Here is a 20,743-nt window from a genome sequence, read left to right as displayed (position 1 = left end):
AATGGCAAGTGCGGTTTTAAATCGCTGTTGGGCGAGAGTGGTATTAGAAAGTCTGGTACGAAATGGCGTGCAGCATATTTGCATTGCGCCCGGTTCGCGTTCCACGCCATTGACCTTGGAAGCGGTGCGTTTGGAAGACGGACAGCGCGTCACCTGCCACACCCATTTTGACGAACGGGGTTTAGGCTTTTTGGCGTTGGGTTTGGCGAAAGCGAGCAATGCGCCGGTGGCGGTTATCGTCACTTCCGGCACGGCCGCCGCCAATCTCTATCCGGCGATTATCGAAGCCACGCAAAGCGGACATAACCTGATTGTGCTGACCGCCGACCGCCCGCCGGAATTGATTGATTGCGGCGCTAATCAAGCGATTCGGCAGCAAGGGCTGTTTGCCGATTACCCGATTGCCAGCATTAATTTTCCGCGTCCGAGCGAAGATTATTCGATGGCATGGCTACTCAGCCGTATCGATCAGGCTTGTCAGCAACAGCGCCTTAATCATGGCGTGTTACATTTTAACCTGCCGTTTGCCGAGCCGCTCTATCTTGCCGATGAGAATGAAATTCAGCATTTCCCGGCGTTAGTCGAATTTAACCGTTGGGCGAGTAAAAAGCCGCGCTGGATTGAGTATGCCGAACAGCAAAGCGAGGTGTTAATCCATGAAAATTGGGATTATTGGCGCACCAAGCAAGGCGTGATTGTGGTCGGCAAGTTACCGCCGGAGCAAAGCATGGGCATTTCCGCTTGGGCGGCAACCATGGGCTGGATTATGATTACCGACATTCAATCCGGCTTGGAGGCGTCGTTGCCGTATGCCGATATTTGGCTGGCGAATGAAACCGTACAACAAAAATTATTGCGGGCGGAAATCGTGCTGCAATTCGGCAGTCAGATTATCAGCAAGCGCGTCAATCGCTTCCTCGAACAGTTTAAGGGCGAATATTGGCTGATCGAAGCCTCAACTAAAAATCTCGATCCCTATCATCATCAACACACCCGTTTTAATGTGAAGGTTCATCACTGGCTGCGTGCACACCCACCGTTACGCCAACGCCCGTGGTTGCTTGAGCCGCTGGCATTATCGCAATTTTGCGCCTCGTTTATCGAACAGCAAATCGGCGGCAATTTAAATGAAGCCTCGCTGGCGCACCATGTCAGCCGCGTGTTGCCAAGCAACGGCTCGCTGTTTTTAGGCAACAGCCTGTTTGTACGTTTGGTCGATGGCTTGTGCAAATTGCCGGAAGGTTATCCGGTCTATACCAACCGCGGTGCCAGCGGCATTGACGGCTTATTGGCAACGGCGGCAGGAGTTGCGATTGGCACGAACCAGCCGTTAGTGGCGATGATTGGTGATATTTCCACGTTATATGATCTCAACTCGCTTGTCTTATTTAAACAGGTGACACAGCCGACAATCCTGTTTGTGATTAACAATAACGGCGGGGCGATTTTTGATATGTTGCCGGTTGAGGCACAGGTCAAAGAGCAATTTTACCGTATGGGACACGGTTTGGATTTTTCACAGGCAGCGGCGATGTTCGGCATTAATTACAGCCGTCCTTACACTTGGGCGGATTTGACCTCGGTGCTGAAGCAGGCCTACGGACGCAAAGAAGCCACCGTGATTGAGATCAAAGCCAATCCGAACGACGGCAGCAATATTTATAAATCGCTGATCGAACAAATTGCCGGAGCGGCGATTGGCGGTTAAGCGCGACAATAAGCCGTGCCTGGTGTTTTTGCACGGCTTATTAGGCGATCGCCATGATTGGCACGCGGTGATTGAACGCTTACCGCACTTTCGCTGTGTCAGTTTGGATTTGCCGCTGCACGGTGCGGAAAAACAGACTAACGTCGCCGGTTTTCAACAAACTTGCGCTTATCTGGCGCAAAAAATACAAAGTGCGGTCGGCAATGAACCCTATTGGTTGGTCGGCTATTCCCTCGGCGGACGGCTTGCGTTGTACTATGCTTTACACTGTGCGTTGCAGGCAAATCGACAACGTGGCAACTTGCAAGGAGTGATTGTCGAGGGCGCAAATCTTGGGTTGAACAGCGAAGCGGAGCTGCAAGCACGCTGGTTGAGCGATCAGGCGTGGGCGCAACGCTTTGCGACCGAATCGCCAAGTGCGGTATTAAATGCTTGGTATCAACAGGCGGTTTTTAGCCATTTGAATGCGGCGCAACGGCAAGCCTTAATCGAAAAACGCGCGCCGAATTGCGGTGACAATATTGCTAAAATGCTGTTGGCGACCTCACTGGCGAAACAACCGAATTTAACGGCTAAAGTGCGGTCGAGTAGGTTGCCGATTCATTTTTTCTGTGGCGAACGCGATCAAAAATTTCGTACTCAAGCGGAACATAACCAATTAGACTTAACCTTAATTAAACAGGCGGGGCATAATGCTCACCTAGAAAATCCCGATGATTTCGCGGCAAAACTGACCGCACTTTTGATTTAGCATACTATTGAGATAAAGAGGAAAAACAATGTTATACCCAACAGAAGAATTTTTATACGCGCCGGTCGAATGGCAAGATTGCAGCAACGGTTACAGCGACATTTTGTATCACAAATCCACCGATGGTATCGCCAAAATCACGATTAACCGCCCGGAAGTGCGTAATGCGTTCCGTCCGCAAACGGTAAAAGAGATGATTACCGCCTTTGCCGACGCGCGTTTTGATGAAAAAATCGGGGTGATCGTGCTGACCGGGCAAGGCGAAAAAGCGTTCTGCGCCGGCGGCGATCAAAAAGTGCGTGGCGATTACGGCGGTTATAAAGACGAAGCCGGTGTTCATCACTTGAACGTGTTGGATTTCCAACGCGATATCCGCAGCTGCCCGAAACCGGTGGTGGCGATGGTGGCAGGCTATGCGATTGGCGGCGGGCATGTATTGCATATGCTGTGCGATTTAACCATCGCCGCCGAAAATGCCATGTTCGGGCAAACCGGACCGAAAGTCGGTTCGTTCGACGGCGGTTGGGGCGCCTCGTATATGGCACGTATCGTCGGGCAGAAAAAAGCGCGTGAAATTTGGTTTTTATGCCGTCAGTACAATGCGCAAGAAGCGTTGGATATGGGCTTAGTCAACACCGTTGTGCCATACGCCGACCTTGAGAAAGAGACCGTGCGTTGGTGTCGTGAAATGTTACAAAACAGCCCGATTGCGTTACGTTGCCTCAAAGCCGCGTTAAATGCCGACTGCGACGGACAAGCCGGTTTACAAGAGCTTGCCGGCAACGCCACCATGCTGTTCTACATGACCGAAGAAGGGCAAGAAGGGCGTAATGCCTTCAACCAAAAACGCGAGCCGGACTTCAGCAAATTTAAGCGTAATCCGTAATCTGACCTAAAATAAAGGACGAACTATGACAACTCGCAGTTATCAGCTTTACCGTTATCGTATTCCGGTTGATGCGCAGGTGGTATTGCGTAACCGTTTTTTGAAACAGCGGGAAGGCTTGTTGGTGCAGGTGAAGTGCGGTGTGCACGAAGGTTGGGGCGAGATTGCACCGTTGCCGGAATTCAGCCAAGAAACCTTGGAGCAGGCACAGGCGCAGACCGCACTTTGGTTGCGGCAATGGGACGAAGCGCGCAGCCGTAATCAAAAACTGCCGCTAGACGGCTTATATCCATCGGTGGCGTTCGGCTTAAGTTGTGCGTTGGCAGAGATGAAAGGCGAGTTGGGCGAGTCGGGCAATTATCAAGCCGCACCGCTATGTTACGGCGACCCCGACGAGTTGTACGAGCAACTGGAACAAATGCCGGGTGAAAAGGTGGCGAAAGTCAAAGTCGGTTTGTATGAAGCCAATCGTGACGGTTTGATTGCCGATATGCTGCTCGAAGCCGTACCGGATCTCAAATTGCGTCTTGATGCTAACCGCGCTTGGACGCCGGCAAAGGCGCAGCAGTTTGCTAAATACGTCAAAGCGGAACATCGCGCCCGAATTCAGTTTTTGGAAGAGCCGTGTAAAACCCAAGCGGAAAGCCGTCAATTTGCGGCTGAAACCGGGATTGCGATCGCGTGGGACGAAAGCGTGCGTGAAGCTGATTTTCAGGTCGTCGCCGAACCGCACTTGGCGGCGATCGTGATTAAACCGACCTTAGTCGGCTCATTGCAACGTTGTGTCGAACTGATTCGACAAGCGCAACAACAGGGGATTATGGCGGTGATCAGCTCCTCGATTGAATCCAGTTTCGGTTTGACGCAGTTGGCACGGATTGCGCAACAATATACGCCGACGGTGATTCCCGGTCTGGATACGTTGGATTTAATGGATTTCCAGTTGATCCGCCCTTGGCAAGGATCAACCCTGCCGTTGGTCGGTTTGGACAGCGAGTGGGTTGAAAAAATCGGATAAATAGCTATTATTAAAAAATTGTTATAATATGGCGATAGTCACCTTGTGAAATCATTTGCAAGGCGTAGGATAAGAGAACATGACGAAAAAAATTCTATTATTAAACGGTCCGAACCTGAATATGTTGGGTAAGCGCGAACCACAGCATTACGGCAGCTTGACGCTGGCGGATATTGAGCAGCAATTACAACAACAGGCGGCGCAAGCCGGATTGGAATTAGATTGTTTCCAAAGCAACAGCGAAGAAAAGCTGATTAATAAAATTCACCAAGCCTTTGAGCAAGCGGATTTTATCCTGATTAATCCGGCGGCGTTCACCCACACCAGCGTAGCGCTGCGCGACGCGTTGTTGGCGGTGAATATTCCGTTTGTTGAAATTCATCTGTCGAATGTGCACGCACGCGAACCGTTCCGTCATCATTCTTATCTGAGCGACAAGGCCGTCGGCGTAATTTGCGGTTTAGGCGCGCAAGGCTATCAATTCGGCTTGCAATTCGCACAACAATATTTGCTTGGCAAAAAATAGTAAAAAAGCCTGATTTGCGACAAATTTCAGGCAAAATGCAGATTTTTATCGCCAAAATGCCAGAATTCAGGTAATCTCTGCGTTTAATGTAAATCAATATAATGTTACGGCTCTGTTGCGGAGAAGATCTTGTCAATTGAGCGGTAATGTCACTTAAATTTCAATCAGCGGAATCAAAACATGGATATTCGTAAAATCAAAAAATTAATCGAATTAGTCGAAGAGTCGGGCATTATGGAAATCGAAATTTCCGAAGGGGAAGAATCGGTACGTATTAGCCGTGGTACCCCGGCGCCTGCTGCGGTTCAATATACGTTACCTGCGGCAGCGCCGGCAGCAGTCGCGCCAAGTGCGGTTGCCGCACCTGCAGCGCCAACCGCAGCGGCTCCGGCAGCAGCGGAAGTTTCCGGACATGCGGTACGTTCGCCGATGGTTGGTACTTTCTACCGTAGTCCTAGCCCGGAAGCCTCTCCGTTCGTAGAAGTGGGCAGCACGGTTAAAGTCGGTGACGCGCTGTGCATTGTGGAAGCAATGAAAATGATGAACCGTATCGAAGCGGATAAAGCCGGTGTGGTGAAAGCGATTTTAGTTAACGACGGTGAAGCCGTTGAGTTTGATCAATCGCTGATCATCATCGAATAAGTTGATGACCAAGCAAGGCTGACCGCACTTTGCGTTCAGTCGTTATAGCATATTAATGCGGAAACGGATAATCGTATGTTAGAAAAAGTTGTTATTGCCAACCGTGGCGAAATCGCCCTGCGTATTTTGCGCGCCTGTAAAGAGTTAGGCATTAAAACCGTTGCGGTGCATTCAACCGCAGACCGTGAATTAAAACACGTCTTGCTGGCAGATGAAACCATCTGTATCGGACCTGCGCCGTCGAGTAAAAGTTATTTGAATATTCCGGCGTTGATCGCTGCCGCCGAGGTGAGTGGCGCGGACGCCATTCACCCGGGCTATGGTTTCTTATCGGAAAATGCCGATTTTGCCGAACAAGTCGAACGTTCCGGTTTTGTGTTTATCGGACCGACTGCGGATGTGATTCGTTTAATGGGCGACAAAGTGTCGGCGATTAATGCGATGAAAGCCGCAGGCGTGCCGTGCGTGCCGGGTTCTGACGGACCGGTCGGCAATGATGTGAAGAAAAATAAAGAGATTGCCGAACGTATCGGTTATCCGGTGATTATTAAAGCTTCCGGCGGCGGCGGCGGGCGCGGTATGCGCGTGGTGCGTTCTGCCAATGAATTGGAAGAGTCGATTGCGATGACCAAATCGGAAGCGAAAGCGGCATTTAATAATGACGTGGTGTATATGGAAAAATATTTGGAAAATCCACGCCATGTGGAAATCCAGGTATTAGCCGACACCCACGGCAATGCGGTTTATCTTGCCGAACGCGATTGTTCCATGCAGCGCCGCCACCAAAAAGTGGTGGAAGAAGCGCCGGCACCGGGGATCAGCGAAGAACTGCGCCGCGACATCGGCAGCCGTTGTGCCAAAGCCTGTGTTGAAATCGGCTATCGCGGTGCCGGTACATTCGAGTTTTTATATGAAAACGGTGAATTCTATTTCATCGAAATGAACACCCGCATTCAGGTGGAGCACCCGGTCACCGAAATGATCACCGGAATTGACTTGGTGAAAGAGCAATTGCGCATTGCTTCCGGCTTGCCGCTATCGTTCACGCAAGACGATGTGAAGGTGAAAGGGCACGCGATTGAATGTCGGATCAATGCCGAAGATCCGCGTAACTTCCTGCCGTCTCCGGGTAAAGTCACCCGTTTGCATACCCCGGGCGGTTTCGGTATTCGCTGGGATTCGCATATCTATGACGGTTACACCGTACCACCGCACTACGATTCCATGATTGCCAAACTGATCAGCTACGGCGAAAATCGTGACGAAGCGATCAGTCGAATGCGCAATGCGTTGTCTGAGGTGATCATCGAAGGTTTAAAAACCAATATTCCGCTACATGAATTGATTATGGAAGATCCGAATTTCCAACAAGGTGGCACGAACATTCACTATCTTGAGAAAAAACTCGGTATGCACGATTAATTTTGTGATGAATATGTAACGTAGTAACAGTGTTTCCAAAAAACAGGAAGCACAGTTGCTACTTTTGCTATCGATGTCGGGCATTTTATACCTTGCCGGCAGTCTAAGAGTGGAATCAAACGATTCCACTTTTTTTCACTTTGATCTTGTTCTTCTCACGATGAGGTATTCAGATGACGTTGCAACAAAAGTATCGACAAGCCAGTAAAGAGGCCCGTTGGGCATTGGGTTTGACCGTATTATATGTGATTGGTTGGTGTCTGTGCGCCTATCTGCCGAGCGGCACGCATGGACCGATTGGTTTTCCGCTCTGGTTTGAGCTCGCCTGTATCTACCTGCCGGTGCTGTTTATCGTGGTGGCGTATTGGGTGATTCGTATTGTGTATCTGGATTTTGATTTGGATAATCATGCTGATAGCAGCGTGAAACAGGAGGTAAAATAATGAACTTAGGCATTATTTTACCACTGGTTATTTATCTGGCATTTGTGTTTGGCGCGGCGATTTATGCTTATGTGAAACGTAGCAAAGGGGATTTTCTGACCGAATATTATGTCGGCAACCGTTCGATGACGGGCTGGGTGTTGGCAATGACCACCGCCTCGACGTATGCCAGCGCCAGTTCATTTATCGGCGGACCGGGAGCTGCGTATAAGTTCGGTTTGGGCTGGGTACTGCTGGCGATGATTCAAGTGCCGGCGGTGTGGCTTGCCTTAGGTGCATTGGGCAAAAAATTCGCATTGTTATCGCGCGAAAGCAAGGCGCTCACCATCAACGATTTATTATTGCACCGTTACAAAAATAAATATCTGGTTTGGATCGCCTGCGTTGCGCTGTTAATCGCTTTTTTTGCGGCAATGACGGTGCAATTTATCGGCGGTGCCAGATTACTGGAAACGACAATCGGCATTAGCTACACCCAATCATTATTGATTTTTGCCCTAACGGTCGGCATTTACACCTTTATCGGCGGTTTCCGTGCGGTGGTGCTGACCGACACCATTCAAGGGACAGTGATGATTTTCGGCACGTTGATTTTATTGATTGCGGTGATTTATGCCGCCGGCGGAGTGGAAAGTGCGGTGGCGGCGTTGGCGGCGCAAGATCCGCAACTGGTCAGCCCGTATGGTCCGAATGAGATGTTGGATTTTCAGTTTATGGCATCGTTTTGGATTTTAGTCTGTTTCGGCGTGGTCGGCTTGCCGCATACGGCGGTGCGCTGTATGGCATTTAAAGACAGTAAAGCGTTACACGGCGGAATGTTCATCGGTACGATTGTGCTGACGATTATTATGTTGGGTATGCACTTGTCCGGCGCTCTTGGGCGCGCGATTTTACCGGAGTTGACGATTCCGGATCAGGTGATCCCGACGCTGATGTTGCAGGTATTGCCGCCGATTGTTGCCGGCATTTTCTTGGCTGCGCCGATGTCGGCGATTATGTCGACCATTGACGCGCAATTGATTCAATCGTCGGCGATCTTCGTGAAAGATATTTATCTGGCGGCAAAACCGGAAGCGGCACGGAACCAGCGTAAGATCGGAATATTTTCTTCAATGGCAACCTTGGTGCTGACCGCACTTTTAGTGTTGGCGGCGCTTAATCCGCCGGATATGATTATTTGGTTGAATTTATTTGCCTTTGGCGGCTTGGAAGCGGCATTTTTGTGGGTGATCGTGTTGGGTTTATATTGGGAAAAAGCCAATGCTTACGGTGCCATCGCCTCAATGACGGTCGGATTATTCAGTTATATCGGATTGACGACCGCTTCACTGAAATTACTCGGTTTTCATGCCATTGTGCCGTCGTTGGTGCTTGGCTTGATCGCCTTTCTAATCGCCAATAAAATAGGCGAAAAACAGTTTATTGCAATGCAAACAACAATGGAAAAAACAGATGGCTTGGGTACAAATTAGAATCAACAGTAACGACAAACAGGCGGAAGCGATCAGCGAAGTGTTGGAAGCGCTCGGCTCGGTGTCGGTCACCTTTGTCGATAGTCAGGATACGCCGGTGTTCGAACCGCTGCCGGGCGAAACCCGTTTGTGGGGCAACACCGATGTGATCGCCTTGTTTGACGCGGAAACCGATATGCAGCAAATTGCAGCGGAATTAACGGCACAGGGCATTTTAAACGACAGTGTCAGCCATAAAATCGAACAGATCGAAGACAAAGACTGGGAACGGGAGTGGATGGAAAATTTCCATCCAATGCAATTCGGCAAACGCTTATGGATCTGCCCGAGCTGGCGACCCGTGCCGGACGAAAGTGCGGTCAACGTAATGCTCGATCCGGGCTTGGCGTTTGGCACCGGCACGCACCCGACCACCGCACTTTGCCTGCAATGGCTGGACGGCTTGGATTTAAACGGCAAAACCGTCATCGACTTTGGTTGCGGTTCCGGCATTCTGGCTATTGCCACCTTGAAGTTAGGCGCGAAACAAGCAATCGGTATCGACATCGATCCGCAAGCCATCCTTGCCAGCCGTGATAATGCCGAACGCAACGGCGTAGCCGATCGCTTGCAGTTATTTCTCGCCAAAGATCAACCGAAAGATTTGCAAGCCGATGTAGTGGTGGCGAACATCTTAGCAGGCCCGCTGAAAGAACTCGCCGAACCGATTATCGCGTTACTCAAACCGAACGCAGATTTAGGGCTGTCCGGCATTCTCGCCAACCAAGCACAAGCCGTATGCGAAGCCTATCAAAGCCAAGTGCGGTTAGAACCCGTGGCGGAACAGGAAGAATGGTGTCGGATTACGGGGAATAAAATCGGTTAAGCTTTCATTTGAACTAAAATCGGCTGCTTGTCAATCGTTAAGCTGCCGATTGGTTTCGTTTTTCGAGATTATTTTCGCTGTTTTTTTAACCAGATCAAAAAAATGCAAAAAAACGCATTTTGGATAAAAAATGTACTTCCCTAATTGGTAAAAAGTGCGTATTATAGCCCCCCTTGTTCGATGACGGTTCTGTAACCGAATAAGCGCTCATCCCATATCACCTTGCCTGAGGGCGTTTTGTTTGGCATGAACCCTTATTTTTGCGGGATGTATTTTTGTGGTGGTGGTTGTTTGTGCGCATTGGAAAATTTCAATTAAAAAATCGCGTCTTATTAGCCCCCATGGCAGGGATAACCGATCAGCCGTTCAGACGACTTTGTGCCCGCTATCATGCCGGCATGAGTTACTCTGAAATGATGTCGGCGAATCGTGATGTTTGGCACACGGAAAAATCGCGTTTGCGTGTGGCACATCACGTAGAAATCGGAATTAATGCCGTGCAGATTGCAGGCAGTGATCCGTTGGAAATGGCACAGGCGGCGGCATTGAATGTGGAATGCGGCGCACAGTTGATTGATATCAATATGGGCTGTCCGGCTAAAAAGGTAAACCGTAAAATGGCGGGTTCGGCATTGTTACAATATCCTGATTTAGTCGAGAAAATTCTGCACGAAGTGGTGTCGGCGGTGGATGTTCCGGTCACGCTGAAAATTCGGACAGGGTGGGATAAAAGCAATAGAAATTGTGTTGAAATCGCCAAAATAGCGGAGCAAAGCGGGATTCAGGCCTTGACCGTGCATGGCAGAACCCGTAGTTGTTTATACGAAGGTGAAGCCGAGTATGAACATATTCGCGCGGTGAAACAACAGATTTCTATTCCGGTGATCGCCAATGGCGATGTGACATCACCGCAAAAAGCGAAATACGTTCTGGATTATACCGGAGCGGATGCCGTGATGGTTGGCCGGGGCGCACTCGGACAACCATGGCTGTTTCGACAGATTGAGGCTTTTTTGCAATCGGGTGAGCTGATGGCTGAACCGGATTTGGCAGAAAAGTGTCAGGTGGCACTCGAGCATATTCAAGGCTTGCACGATTTTTACGGCGAGCAGAAAGGCTATCGGGTTGCCCGTAAACACGTAGCTTGGTATTTGGATAACATCAAACCAGATTCTGCTTTTAAATGTACTTTCAATACGATTACTGATCCTCAGCGGCAGTTGAGCGTGTTGGAAGAGTTTCTTGACTCAATCCAATAGCGGATTGGGGTGATTTTTTTAGTTAAATGGAACACATAACAATGTTAGAACAACGTAGCAATTCCGAAGCATTAACCGTTTCAACCTTAAATGCACAATCTCAAATTACAAACAAACCATTAAGAGATTCCGTAAAACAAGCGTTGAAAAACTATTTGGCCCAATTAAACGGGCAAGATGTGAATGATCTTTATGAGTTGGTATTATCCGAAGTCGAACACCCGATGTTAGATATGGTGATGCAATACACCCGGGGCAACCAAACCCGTGCGGCAAATATGTTGGGTATCAATCGCGGCACGCTACGCAAAAAACTAAAAAAATACGGTATGGGTTGATGTTAGGTTTTTAAAATCAAGTTTAATAAGAACGGTCGCTGAAGGAATTTGGCGACCGTTTTTTATATCGGTGGCTGAGCGAAGTCGAAGCCACTTTTAAGCCCACTGATAGCGCAAGTTACAAACTTGTGCCATCAAGGTCATCTAATGATTGCAATTAAACAATAGAGGAATTTCGTATTCTTATCTATTTCTTAATGTCAGAAAATATTGATAGATTGCCATTACCGCCTTTTCGACTTTTGCTGCGTGTTCTTGTGTATCTTTGGCAGAAGGGTGATCATCTAAATTGAGATCATCGCCCTCAAAATAAGCGAATGAACGAATTAAATCATATTGCTCTTGGATTTTATTGGGTAAATTTCCCCAATCGGAGACTTTAGCACCAATAATATAGCCCGAACACCACGAATCCAAAATCACAAAATCATCAGTGCTTTCATCAAAATAAGCATAAAATAACGGGCTGTTTAAGCGTTGTATGACATCATTATAATGACGGAAAATTAAAGATAATAAGAGATTAAATGTATTTGCATCTGGTATGCTTTCTTGTGCATTTTCATCAAAAATAGCAGGTAACCATTGGTTTGGTGTCACTAATTCAGGGCTGGATAGCACTGCAGTAAGCAAGCCGTCTAATTCGCTTAAGCTTAAAATATTATAGCCATTTTCACGTTCCGAACCATATTCTAAAAGCAAGTTATCTAATAATGCTAATTCTTCATCTTCTAAAGATTCGTCTAATTGTGGCATAAAATTTTTCTCCGTTTCATTATTGGGTTATCATGCACAAGCGATCATTTTGCAACTACAATATTTTCAATCGCCTGTTTGGTAGTATTATTAAAAGAGCAATGTTTTCGGGTATTCTGATTTTGGCAGAATGGACAAGTTTTTTACTTATAATTTAAAAAAGTGCTTTAAAATTAATCGCTATAAGGCTTTAATGCACTTTTTAGCAATAATTTTTCTACTATACCAAAATAGAATATACTTATAAAGTAAATACGTTACAACAAGATCTAATTACTAGGCTGTCATTTTTAGGTATATCCTAAATTTTTAAGGAAATTATATATTTTTGTTGATTTTTATTTTAAATCGTTCTTGCATGATCTTTTTATATTCGAGATCATATTCATCATCTAAAAAATCTGAATCTCTATATAGACCCAATAAGGATGGCGGAACGAGAAATTCGATCCTCCTAGATAGTAAACTTTCAACAATGTTATATGGCTCTGAATCTTCATGATAATCTACAGCATAAAGCCCCCAACAATTATTAATGAAAGGATCAATCACATCATATATAAACTTTAGTGTTTCCAATGAAAAATCAGTATTAATAGGAGGGCTGCTATGTTGTATAGAATTTCTTAATTCACCAAATTTCTTATAAACTTTTTTATTGGGTAAGGGCATTCTAGTTGTAATCCATAGTCTTTCTGGTAATTCACTATATGTAATTGATTTGGCACTTTTAATAAGCTTGTAGTACAGATAATTCAGACCACATATAATTATCAGAGCTATAAAAAGCAGAATGATAGTTAGCATGTTGTAATGCGGCTAACCCTAAGTCTAACATATGTTTTGAAATTTTATCTAAATTCATATTTATTTCTCTTTAGAAAGTTTATCAAGCAGAAAATCAATCCATTTTTGAGAATATAAATATGAATCGTATCCATCCACGTAAGCGGAATACTCACTTCTAAAATTCTTAATTATACCTCTAGGTCTTGCATTATATTTTTTCCAACAATTGGTGTGATCGTTCATGTTGAACTTAGGGTATACTATTTTTATTGCCTCAACTACCCTTTTAGGTCTAAATTTGAATGGGAATTCAATTCCTTTTAGAAAACCAATAGCATTATCATATTGCATTCGTTTTTCATCAGATAGTTTATCTACATTTATAAACTCTATTGCTAGATCGGATGATTTTAAATGATTGATAATCTTAGGTATCAAAAAAACAGATATTCGATAATTCTGGCTATTTAGTATATCTTCATTTAATGTTCCCCTATAACCATCCATAAACTCTCTTATAGATTTATAAGTCTAGGTTTGAAATTCTTTCATTGCATTAATTTGTGATTGCTCGGAAACATTACTTAATTGCATTGCAATCGCTAGATTTGTTTTTAGTGCATATTCTTCGCCAAACTCGTTTACTAATAATGTTTCAAAATTATTTAGTGCTGCTTGGCACTCTCCACTGACAATAATATCTAGAGTAGGAAGTCCTCTATGTTCAATTTTATTTCTTAATAAAATTAAAAATTCTAAGTTGGCTTTTTCTGCTTTGCATCTATCTTGCCAATATTCTTTTAAACATTTATTTAATTTCCACGCTTTTTCTTGTCCATCTATTATCTTAAGATTGCCTTTATTATCTTTGTAAAAATAATTGATTCCAGTCTTTTCAAAAATAGCATGAAATAACGAAGTATAAGCAATAATTATATTTACTATAAATCCATGAGTCTTAAATTGTGTATATGGGTTATTATAAGTAGATACAGCTAGTAACGAAAATTCCCTTGCTTTTCCTAAAAGATTTCCATATTCTAGATCGTATATATTGATCGCATTTTTTTGAGAAGTTATTTTTCTAAATTGTTCTTTACTAATTAATTTAAGGTTATGAGATAGATAGTTTCTACTTGATTTTTCTATGTAATTGTACCATTTTTTGCTAAGATAAGTTTTGCATGTACTCGTTTTTAACCCTGAATATAAGGACAATTCATTTAAAGTGAATTCACTTTCTGATTTTTTTATCTAATAAGAAATCATAAGCTAAATCTATATTAGCATATCTATTATTCATAATTTAATCTTCCATTATTTAAATATAAAAAAGGACGAGCCAAAACTCATCCTTTTATTAATATCTATTTCAACACAACCCTCGCATTCCTAAACAACCGCATCCAAGCCCCATCTTCAGACCAGTCTTCCGGATACCAAGAGTTGCTGACTGCTCTAAATACGCGTTCCGGGTGTGGCATCATAATGGCGACGCGTCCGTTGCGGTTGCTAAGTGCGGTAATGCCGTCCACTGAGCCGTTCGGGTTGGCCGGGTAGGTTTCGGTTGGTTGCAGGTTATTGTCGATATATTGCGCGATGATGAGGTTTTGCTCACGCAACTGTGCCAATTGCTGATCATTTTTGAATTCAACCCGACCTTCGCCGTGGGAAACGGCGATTGGCATATGTGAGCCTGCCATGCCGTTGAACCACAACGAATTGCTGTCGTTGATACGTACCAACGCCGCGCGCGCTTCAAAACGTTCGGAGGTGTTGCGTACAAAGCGCGGCCATGCTTCCGTGCCGGGAATGATTTCGGCAAGGTTGGAGAGCATTTGGCAGCCGTTACATACGCCCAAGCTCAAGGTGTTTTCACGTTGGAAGAAGGCGGCGAATTGATCGCGAAGTGCGGTATTGAACAGAATGGATTTCGCCCAACCGCCGCCTGCGCCTAGTACATCGCCGTAAGAGAAGCCGCCGCAAGCGACCAAAGCGTTGAATGAATCGAGGCTGATACGTCCGCTCATCAGGTCGCTCATATGGACGTCAATCGAATCAAATCCGGCACGGTCAAACGCCGCTGCCATTTCAACATGGCTGTTTACTCCTTGTTCGCGCAACACCGCAATGCGTGGTTTTATGCCGGTGGCGATATAGGGCGCAGCGATGTCTTCGCTTGGATTGTAGCTTAATTGTGCCGACAAGCCTTTATTGTTCGGATCTTTCTTGGTGGAGAATTCTTGATCGGCGCAAGTCGGGTTGTCGCGCAGGCGTTGCATTTGGTGGGTCAGTTCCGCCCAGATACCACGCAGTTCATTGCGCGATTGCTGTAAGACGACTTCAGCGTCACGGCGGATAATAAATTCATCGCCGACGGTGACCGTGCCGAGATCATGGCTGACCGCACTTAACCCGTGTTGTGCCAAAGTGCGGTTTACGCTGTCTAAATCGGCGGTGCGAACTTGAATCACTGCGCCCAACTCTTCGTTAAACAGCACGTTTAAGTTGTCGTTGCCGAGGGCGGCGATATTCACATCAACCCCGCAATGACCGGCAAATGCCATTTCGGCAAGCGTTACAATCAAACCGCCGTCGGAACGGTCGTGGTAAGCCAGTAATTTATCGTCGGCAACCAGTTGTTGGATGGCGCCATAGAAGCCTTTCAGTTTGGCTGAATCAACCACATCGGCGGCGTTGTCGCCCAGTTGTTTATACACCTGCGCCAGTGCGGTTGCGCCCAAGCGGTTGTTGCCTTCGCCCAAGTCGATCAGCAAGAGACGGCTGTCGCCTTTGTCGGTTCTTAATTGCGGCGTAACGGTTTTGCGCACATCTTCCACCCGTGCAAAAGCACTGATCACTAAGGATAATGGCGCAGTGACTTGTTTGTTTTCGCCGTTTTCCTGCCAAGTGGTTTTCATCGACATTGAATCTTTACCGACCGGAATGGTTAAGCCCAATGCCGGACAGAGTTCTTCGCCGACCGCTTTCACCGCCGCATATAAACCGGCGTCTTCGCCTTTGTGTCCGGCGGCAGACATCCAGTTGGCGGAGAGTTTAATCCGTTTAATATCGCCAATCTGAGTGGCGGCGATATTGGTGATCGATTCGGCAACCGCCATGCGTGCCGACGCAGCGAAGTTCAATAACGCAATCGGCGCCCGTTCGCCGATGGACATCGCTTCGCCGTAGTAGCTGTCAAGGCTGGCGGTGGTCACGGCGCAGTCGGCAACCGGGATTTGCCACGGTCCGACCATCTGATCGCGCGCCACCATGCCGGTGACAGAGCGGTCGCCGATGGTGATTAAGAAGGTTTTTTCCGCGACTACCGGCAGGCGTAACACGCGGTGCAGTGCTTCACTGAGATTAATTGCTTGCGTGTCTAGCGCAGGATTTTTGACGACCGCACTTTGCACCTCGCGGATCATTTTCGGTGGTTTGCCGAGCAGCACATTTAACGGCATATCAATCGGTTTATTGTTGAAATGGCTGTCGCTGAGGGTCAAGTGCGGTTCAGCCACCGCTTCGCCGATCACCGCATAAGGCGCGCGTTCGCGTTGGCACAGTTGTTCGAACAGCGGCAATTGATCCGCTGCCACTGCCAACACATAGCGTTCTTGCGATTCGTTACACCAAATTTCCAACGGGCTCATGCCCGGTTCGTCACTCAGGATTTTGCGCAACTCAAAGTTGCCGCCGCGTCCGCCGTCATTGACCAATTCCGGCATCGCATTGGAGAGACCGCCTGCGCCGACATCGTGGATAAACAGAATCGGGTTGTCGTCGCCCAGCTGCCAGCAGCGGTCGATCACTTCTTGACAACGGCGTTCCATCTCCGGATTGTCGCGTTGCACCGAAGCAAAATCCAAATCTTCTTTCGATTTGCCTGAAGTCATCGAGGAAGCTGCACCGCCGCCCAAGCCGATATTCATCGCCGGGCCGCCGAGTACAATCAATTTTGCGCCGACCGGAATTTCGCCTTTGGCAACGTGTTCGCCACGGATATTGCCGATTCCGCCGGCAAGCATAATCGGTTTGTGATAACCGCGCACTTCCACCCCGTTAAAACTGTTCACTTTTTCTTCATAAGTGCGGAAATAGCCCAACAGCGCAGGGCGACCGAATTCATTGTTAAACGCCGCGCCGCCGAGCGGGGCCTCCAACATAATATCCAATGCCGACGCGATACGGTTCGGTTTGCTTAACGGATTTTCCCACGGCTGTTCAAAGTGCGGTACAAGTAAGTTGGACACCGAGAAACCGACCAAACCGGCTTTGGGTTTTGCACCGCGTCCGGTCGCGCCTTCATCGCGGATTTCACCGCCTGAACCGGTCGCCGCGCCCGGGAACGGGGAAATCGCAGTCGGGTGGTTGTGGGTTTCCACTTTCATTAAAATGTGCGCGTCTTCTTGATGATAGCGATATTTTCCGTCGCTGTCGGCAAAAAAACGCCCGACTTTCGAGCCTTCCATCACCGCCGCATTGTCTTTATACGCCGACAGCACAAAATCAGGGGTTTGCTCAAAGGTATTTTTAATCATCTTAAACAGTGATTTCGGCTGTTTCTCGCCGTCGATCACCCAATCGGCATTAAAAATTTTATGCCGGCAATGTTCGGAATTCGCTTGGGCAAACATATACAGTTCGATATCGACCGGATTGCGTTTCAGTTGGGTGAACTGTTCGAATAAATAGTCGATTTCATCTTCCGCCAATGCCAAACCTAAATTGAGATTGGCTTGTTCAAGTGCGGTTCTGCCGTGTTGCAGAATATCAACGGTGGTGAACGCTTTCGGTTCGGCGTGGCTGAACAGGGCTTGGGCATCTTGTGGAGTTTCGATCACCGTTTCCAGCATACGGTCATGTAAAAGTGCGGTCAGGGTTTGGGTTTGTTGTGCGGTGAGGGGGGAGGTGGTTTGAAGATAATATGCGAGACCGCGTTCGAGGCGTTTGACTTTCTCTAAGCCGGAATTATGCGCAATATCGCTGGCTTTGGAAGACCAAGAGGAGATTGTGCCGATTCGCGGGATCACGATAAAACAACTGCCGCTCGGTTCATGCTCCGCCAATGTCGGACCATAATGCAGCAACTGTTCTAACTGCTCGGTTTCCGTTGGCGTTAGTGCCTGTGTCAAATCGGCAAAGTGCAGATATTCGGCATAGCAATCGCTGACAGGCAGCTCGGCTTGGCGGAATCGGGTCATTAATTGGTTTAAGCGAAAATCAGAGAGAGCGGGAGAGCCGCGGAAAATTTGCATCATCGTCATTTACCGTATTTTACCGTAGGTGAAAGAGGGAGTTAAAAAATCGCCTATATTGTACAGGAAAGCATGTGCGAACGGAACAGATTTGGTTTTCTGCACAAGAACAGTTAAAATGCGTTATCTTAGACGGCGGCATTGGCGATAAAACGGAACGGTTATTTGAAAGGCTTAATACTACGCACGATTTTTGCAATCGGTTTATTGCTGTGGGCAATCGACATGGTTTTCCCGTGGCAAAAAATCATGTCGTCGGAGAAAAATCACTATGTGACGGTGTTGGAAAAAGGCGAGCTGGTGGTCGGTACGGTGAATAATCCGGTCTATTATTTTATCGGCAATGACCAAGCACAAGGCTTGGAATATGAATTGAGCGCGGCGTTTGCCGACTATCTGGGCGTGCGGTTGAAGGTTGTCAGCTTGGATAACAGCAGCCAATTGTTCGAGGCGTTAAAGCGCGGTCAGATTGATATGGCGGCGGCGGGTTTGCGTTATCAAAATGAAAAAAATGACGATTTTCAAACCGGTCCGGGTTATACCTCCGCCTCTTGGCAATTGGTGTATCGCATGGGTGAGGCGCGTCCGAAAAATTTTGCCGAAGTCGCCACCTCGATTTTGATTCCGTTTAATCAAGAATTGATCACCTTGTTACAGCAAAATAAAGCGCAGTTTTCAAACCTAAATTGGCAAGTGAATGAAAATCTGACCCAAGAAGAAATTTTGTTAATGGTGGCGGAAGGCAAACAGGATTATGCCATCGCCGCTTCGATTGATATCGCCTCGGCACAGCAGATTAAACCGCAATTAAAAGTGGCGTTTGATGTCAGTGAAGAGTCGAGTGTGCATTGGTATTTTTCCAAAAATACCTATAACGAATTGCAAGCGGCGTCATTGGAATTCATGCATACCGCACTTGAGAACGGCTTAGTGGCACGCCTAGAAGAAAAATATTTCAACCATATGCGTAATTTTGACTACGTTGATGCGCGCACTTATTTGAACGCGATCGAAAATGTGTTGCCGAAATATATTGATTATTTCAAACGTTATAGCGGTGAGTTGGAGTGGCACACGCTGGCGGCAATCGCTTATCAGGAATCCCATTGGAACGAAACCGCCACTTCGCCGACCGGCGTGCGTGGGATTATGATGTTGACCAAAGACACCGCCGAACGGATGAATGTGAAAGATCGCACCAATGCCGAACAAAGCATTCGCGGCGGGGCGGAGTATTTGCATATGTTAATGCGCCAAATCCCCAACACCGTGCGGCAGGAAGATAAAATTTGGTATGCGCTGGCGGCGTATAATATGGGCTTGGGGCATTTGCTGGACGTGCGCCGTCTCACCAAAGAATTGGGCGGCGATCCGGATAACTGGCTGGATGTGAAAAACAACCTGCCGCTGTTGGCGGAAAAGCGTTACTATTCCAAATTGAAATACGGTTATGCGCGCGGTTATGAAGCCTATGCTTATGTAGAAAATATCCGCCGTTATATGAGCAGCATTAGCAAGCATTACCGCCTGAAAGAGATTGAAAAAGCGATTGATCGCAAACTGACCCCGGCAGATACCAGTAATAACACACAAGAAAACGACTATGGGATTCCGCTAAGTTAAAAGGAGAATAATATGAGAAGAGCACGGGTATTTTTTAAACCGAAACGATCCCTTTCACTGCAAAACAACCACCGCCGCTTATTGCGTTTGCGTCGCCGTAAACATATCAAAGCGCGAATCGAAGAACGGCATTGGTTTCAGTTTTTGGTGGAGCAGGAGTAAACATGCCGAATGATTGCAATACGTTGAATTCAGAAGGAAAGAATATGTTGGATAATCCGATTTCTGAGGCGGATAAAACTTCGCGCCAAAAAGCCATTCAATTTGCGATTGATAATAATCGACTTGAGGGAATTGAAACCACTGCTGAAATGCTGAAACTATCGAATGAATGGATTAACGGACACATTACCTTTAATGCATTTAAGGAAAAAATGTATGAAGTACACGGGATCTGATCCCTATATTTATGCAAATGGCGTGCTGAGAAACCGATTTAATATACAAGATCAAGTCGAACTCGATATTAAAGAAAAGGCGATCAGCTATATTAATACCGCCTCTCTAGCGGAAAGCCCAATTAAAGGGCAATTTGATTTAGCGCATTTACAAGCAATTCATAAACATTTATTTCAAGATATTTACCCATGGGCAGGTGAAATTCGTGACGGCTACCTACAAAAAGGCGGTCAGGATTTTATAATAGGATACCGAATTGTGCCTGAAGCTAAAAAATTATTTCAGCAACTGAAACAGGAAAAATATTTAACGATAACAGCGGCAGAAAACATGGCGGCGCGATTAGCCTATTATTTAGGTGAAATTAATGCTATGCATCCATTTCGAGAAGGAAGTGGTCGAGTACAACGGATTTTTATTGCGCAACTCGCTAAAAATGCAGGCTATGATTTACATTTTAACGGTATAACACAAGAGCAAATGATTGAAGCCTCTAAGCAAGCCCACCGATTAAATTACTCGCCGTTGGAACAAATGATTGCGGAACGGTTAAGTTTACTTTCTGTTGAATAGAAATCCTCTGACTTG

The 20,743-nt window shown here is 46.6% G+C and carries 22 protein-coding genes; 16 read left to right on the top strand and 6 right to left on the bottom strand.

What is annotated here, in order from left to right; translation table 11 throughout:
• Position 1 precedes the first annotated feature (1 nt).
• From menD to fis, 12 genes are all read left to right on the top strand, one after another.
• Positions 2-1,708, top strand: a complete 1,707-nt coding sequence (gene menD / locus ACWA5Z_RS01260) for a 2-succinyl-5-enolpyruvyl-6-hydroxy-3-cyclohexene-1-carboxylic-acid synthase (protein WP_431053531.1) — start codon at positions 2-4, stop codon at positions 1,706-1,708.
• Entirely contained in the window at positions 1,698-2,459 is a 762-nt protein-coding gene (gene menH / locus ACWA5Z_RS01255) for a 2-succinyl-6-hydroxy-2,4-cyclohexadiene-1-carboxylate synthase (RefSeq protein WP_431053530.1), read from the top strand. The genes menD and menH overlap by 11 nt, the downstream gene beginning before the upstream one ends.
• Positions 2,460-2,487: 28 nt before the next feature.
• The gene (gene menB / locus ACWA5Z_RS01250; protein ID WP_431053529.1) at positions 2,488-3,345 is read left to right on the top strand and encodes a 1,4-dihydroxy-2-naphthoyl-CoA synthase; all 858 of its coding nucleotides are present in this window, start codon (positions 2,488-2,490) and stop codon (positions 3,343-3,345) included.
• A gap of 25 nt (positions 3,346-3,370) precedes the next feature.
• Complete coding sequence (menC, locus tag ACWA5Z_RS01245; protein ID WP_431053528.1) at positions 3,371-4,363, top strand: o-succinylbenzoate synthase; 993 nt, start codon at positions 3,371-3,373, stop codon at positions 4,361-4,363.
• Positions 4,364-4,442: 79 nt separating this feature from the next.
• On the top strand, positions 4,443-4,889 hold the full coding sequence (aroQ, locus tag ACWA5Z_RS01240; protein WP_431053527.1) for a type II 3-dehydroquinate dehydratase: 447 nt from the start codon (positions 4,443-4,445) through the stop codon (positions 4,887-4,889).
• A 180-nt stretch (positions 4,890-5,069) separates the two neighbouring features.
• A complete protein-coding gene (accB, locus tag ACWA5Z_RS01235) occupies positions 5,070-5,531 on the top strand; it encodes an acetyl-CoA carboxylase biotin carboxyl carrier protein (RefSeq protein WP_431053526.1) in 462 nt (153 codons plus the stop codon).
• Positions 5,532-5,606: 75 nt separating this feature from the next.
• Positions 5,607-6,953, top strand: coding sequence for an acetyl-CoA carboxylase biotin carboxylase subunit (gene accC / locus ACWA5Z_RS01230; RefSeq protein WP_431053525.1), 1,347 nt, complete (start codon positions 5,607-5,609; stop codon positions 6,951-6,953).
• Positions 6,954-7,126: 173 nt separating this feature from the next.
• Positions 7,127-7,396 carry a YhdT family protein gene (locus ACWA5Z_RS01225; RefSeq protein ID WP_431053524.1) on the top strand — a complete coding sequence of 90 codons (270 nt, stop codon included), beginning with the start codon at positions 7,127-7,129 and terminating at the stop codon, positions 7,394-7,396.
• Positions 7,396-8,868, top strand: a complete 1,473-nt coding sequence (panF, locus tag ACWA5Z_RS01220; protein ID WP_431053523.1) for a sodium/pantothenate symporter — start codon at positions 7,396-7,398, stop codon at positions 8,866-8,868. The genes ACWA5Z_RS01225 and panF overlap by 1 nt, the downstream gene beginning before the upstream one ends.
• Positions 8,849-9,733: a 50S ribosomal protein L11 methyltransferase gene (prmA, locus tag ACWA5Z_RS01215; protein ID WP_431053522.1), complete on the top strand. Its 885-nt coding sequence runs from the start codon at positions 8,849-8,851 to the stop codon at positions 9,731-9,733. Before panF ends, prmA begins: the two co-directional genes overlap by 20 nt.
• A 293-nt stretch (positions 9,734-10,026) precedes the next feature.
• On the top strand, positions 10,027-10,992 hold the full coding sequence (gene dusB / locus ACWA5Z_RS01210; protein WP_431054264.1) for a tRNA dihydrouridine synthase DusB: 966 nt from the start codon (positions 10,027-10,029) through the stop codon (positions 10,990-10,992).
• 41 nt (positions 10,993-11,033) lie between these two features.
• Positions 11,034-11,330 (top strand): DNA-binding transcriptional regulator Fis, encoded by a 297-nt coding sequence (gene fis, locus ACWA5Z_RS01205; RefSeq protein ID WP_431053521.1) that lies wholly within the window; start codon positions 11,034-11,036, stop codon positions 11,328-11,330.
• Positions 11,331-11,513: 183 nt separating this feature from the next.
• Here fis and ACWA5Z_RS01200 read toward each other — a convergent pair whose 3' ends face one another.
• The 6 genes from ACWA5Z_RS01200 to purL all read right to left on the bottom strand — a co-directional run bounded on the left by ACWA5Z_RS01200 (position 11,514) and on the right by purL (position 18,136).
• Positions 11,514-12,086, bottom strand: a complete 573-nt coding sequence (locus ACWA5Z_RS01200; protein ID WP_431053520.1) for a UPF0149 family protein — start codon at positions 12,084-12,086, stop codon at positions 11,514-11,516.
• Positions 12,087-12,404: 318 nt separating this feature from the next.
• Entirely contained in the window at positions 12,405-12,758 is a 354-nt protein-coding gene (locus ACWA5Z_RS01195; RefSeq protein WP_431053519.1) for a hypothetical protein, read from the bottom strand.
• Between the two features lie 58 nt (positions 12,759-12,816).
• Positions 12,817-12,951 (bottom strand): hypothetical protein, encoded by a 135-nt coding sequence (locus ACWA5Z_RS01190; protein ID WP_431053518.1) that lies wholly within the window; start codon positions 12,949-12,951, stop codon positions 12,817-12,819.
• A 2-nt stretch (positions 12,952-12,953) separates the two neighbouring features.
• Positions 12,954-13,382, bottom strand: a complete 429-nt coding sequence (locus ACWA5Z_RS01185) for a hypothetical protein (RefSeq protein ID WP_431053517.1) — start codon at positions 13,380-13,382, stop codon at positions 12,954-12,956.
• A 24-nt stretch (positions 13,383-13,406) separates the two neighbouring features.
• Positions 13,407-14,093: a DUF3644 domain-containing protein gene (locus ACWA5Z_RS01180; RefSeq protein ID WP_431053516.1), complete on the bottom strand. Its 687-nt coding sequence runs from the start codon at positions 14,091-14,093 to the stop codon at positions 13,407-13,409.
• 149 nt (positions 14,094-14,242) lie between these two features.
• On the bottom strand, positions 14,243-18,136 hold the full coding sequence (purL, locus tag ACWA5Z_RS01175) for a phosphoribosylformylglycinamidine synthase (RefSeq protein ID WP_431053515.1): 3,894 nt from the start codon (positions 18,134-18,136) through the stop codon (positions 14,243-14,245).
• A 162-nt stretch (positions 18,137-18,298) separates the two neighbouring features.
• Between purL and mltF the strand changes: the two genes are divergently transcribed.
• Genes mltF through ACWA5Z_RS01155 form a run of 4 tightly spaced genes read left to right on the top strand, consistent with a single transcriptional unit; the run spans position 18,299 to position 20,728 of the window.
• Positions 18,299-19,756 (top strand): membrane-bound lytic murein transglycosylase MltF, encoded by a 1,458-nt coding sequence (mltF, locus tag ACWA5Z_RS01170; protein ID WP_431053514.1) that lies wholly within the window; start codon positions 18,299-18,301, stop codon positions 19,754-19,756.
• Positions 19,757-19,768: 12 nt separating this feature from the next.
• Positions 19,769-19,918: a hypothetical protein gene (locus tag ACWA5Z_RS01165; RefSeq protein ID WP_431053513.1), complete on the top strand. Its 150-nt coding sequence runs from the start codon at positions 19,769-19,771 to the stop codon at positions 19,916-19,918.
• A 2-nt stretch (positions 19,919-19,920) separates the two neighbouring features.
• Positions 19,921-20,154, top strand: a complete 234-nt coding sequence (locus ACWA5Z_RS01160; RefSeq protein ID WP_431053512.1) for an antitoxin VbhA family protein — start codon at positions 19,921-19,923, stop codon at positions 20,152-20,154.
• Entirely contained in the window at positions 20,135-20,728 is a 594-nt protein-coding gene (locus ACWA5Z_RS01155) for a Fic/DOC family protein (RefSeq protein WP_431053511.1), read from the top strand. Before ACWA5Z_RS01160 ends, ACWA5Z_RS01155 begins: the two co-directional genes overlap by 20 nt.
• Positions 20,729-20,743 lie beyond the last annotated feature (15 nt).

The organism is Testudinibacter sp. P80/BLE/0925, assembly GCF_053570785.1.
This window is presented reverse-complemented; position numbering and strand designations above follow the sequence as displayed.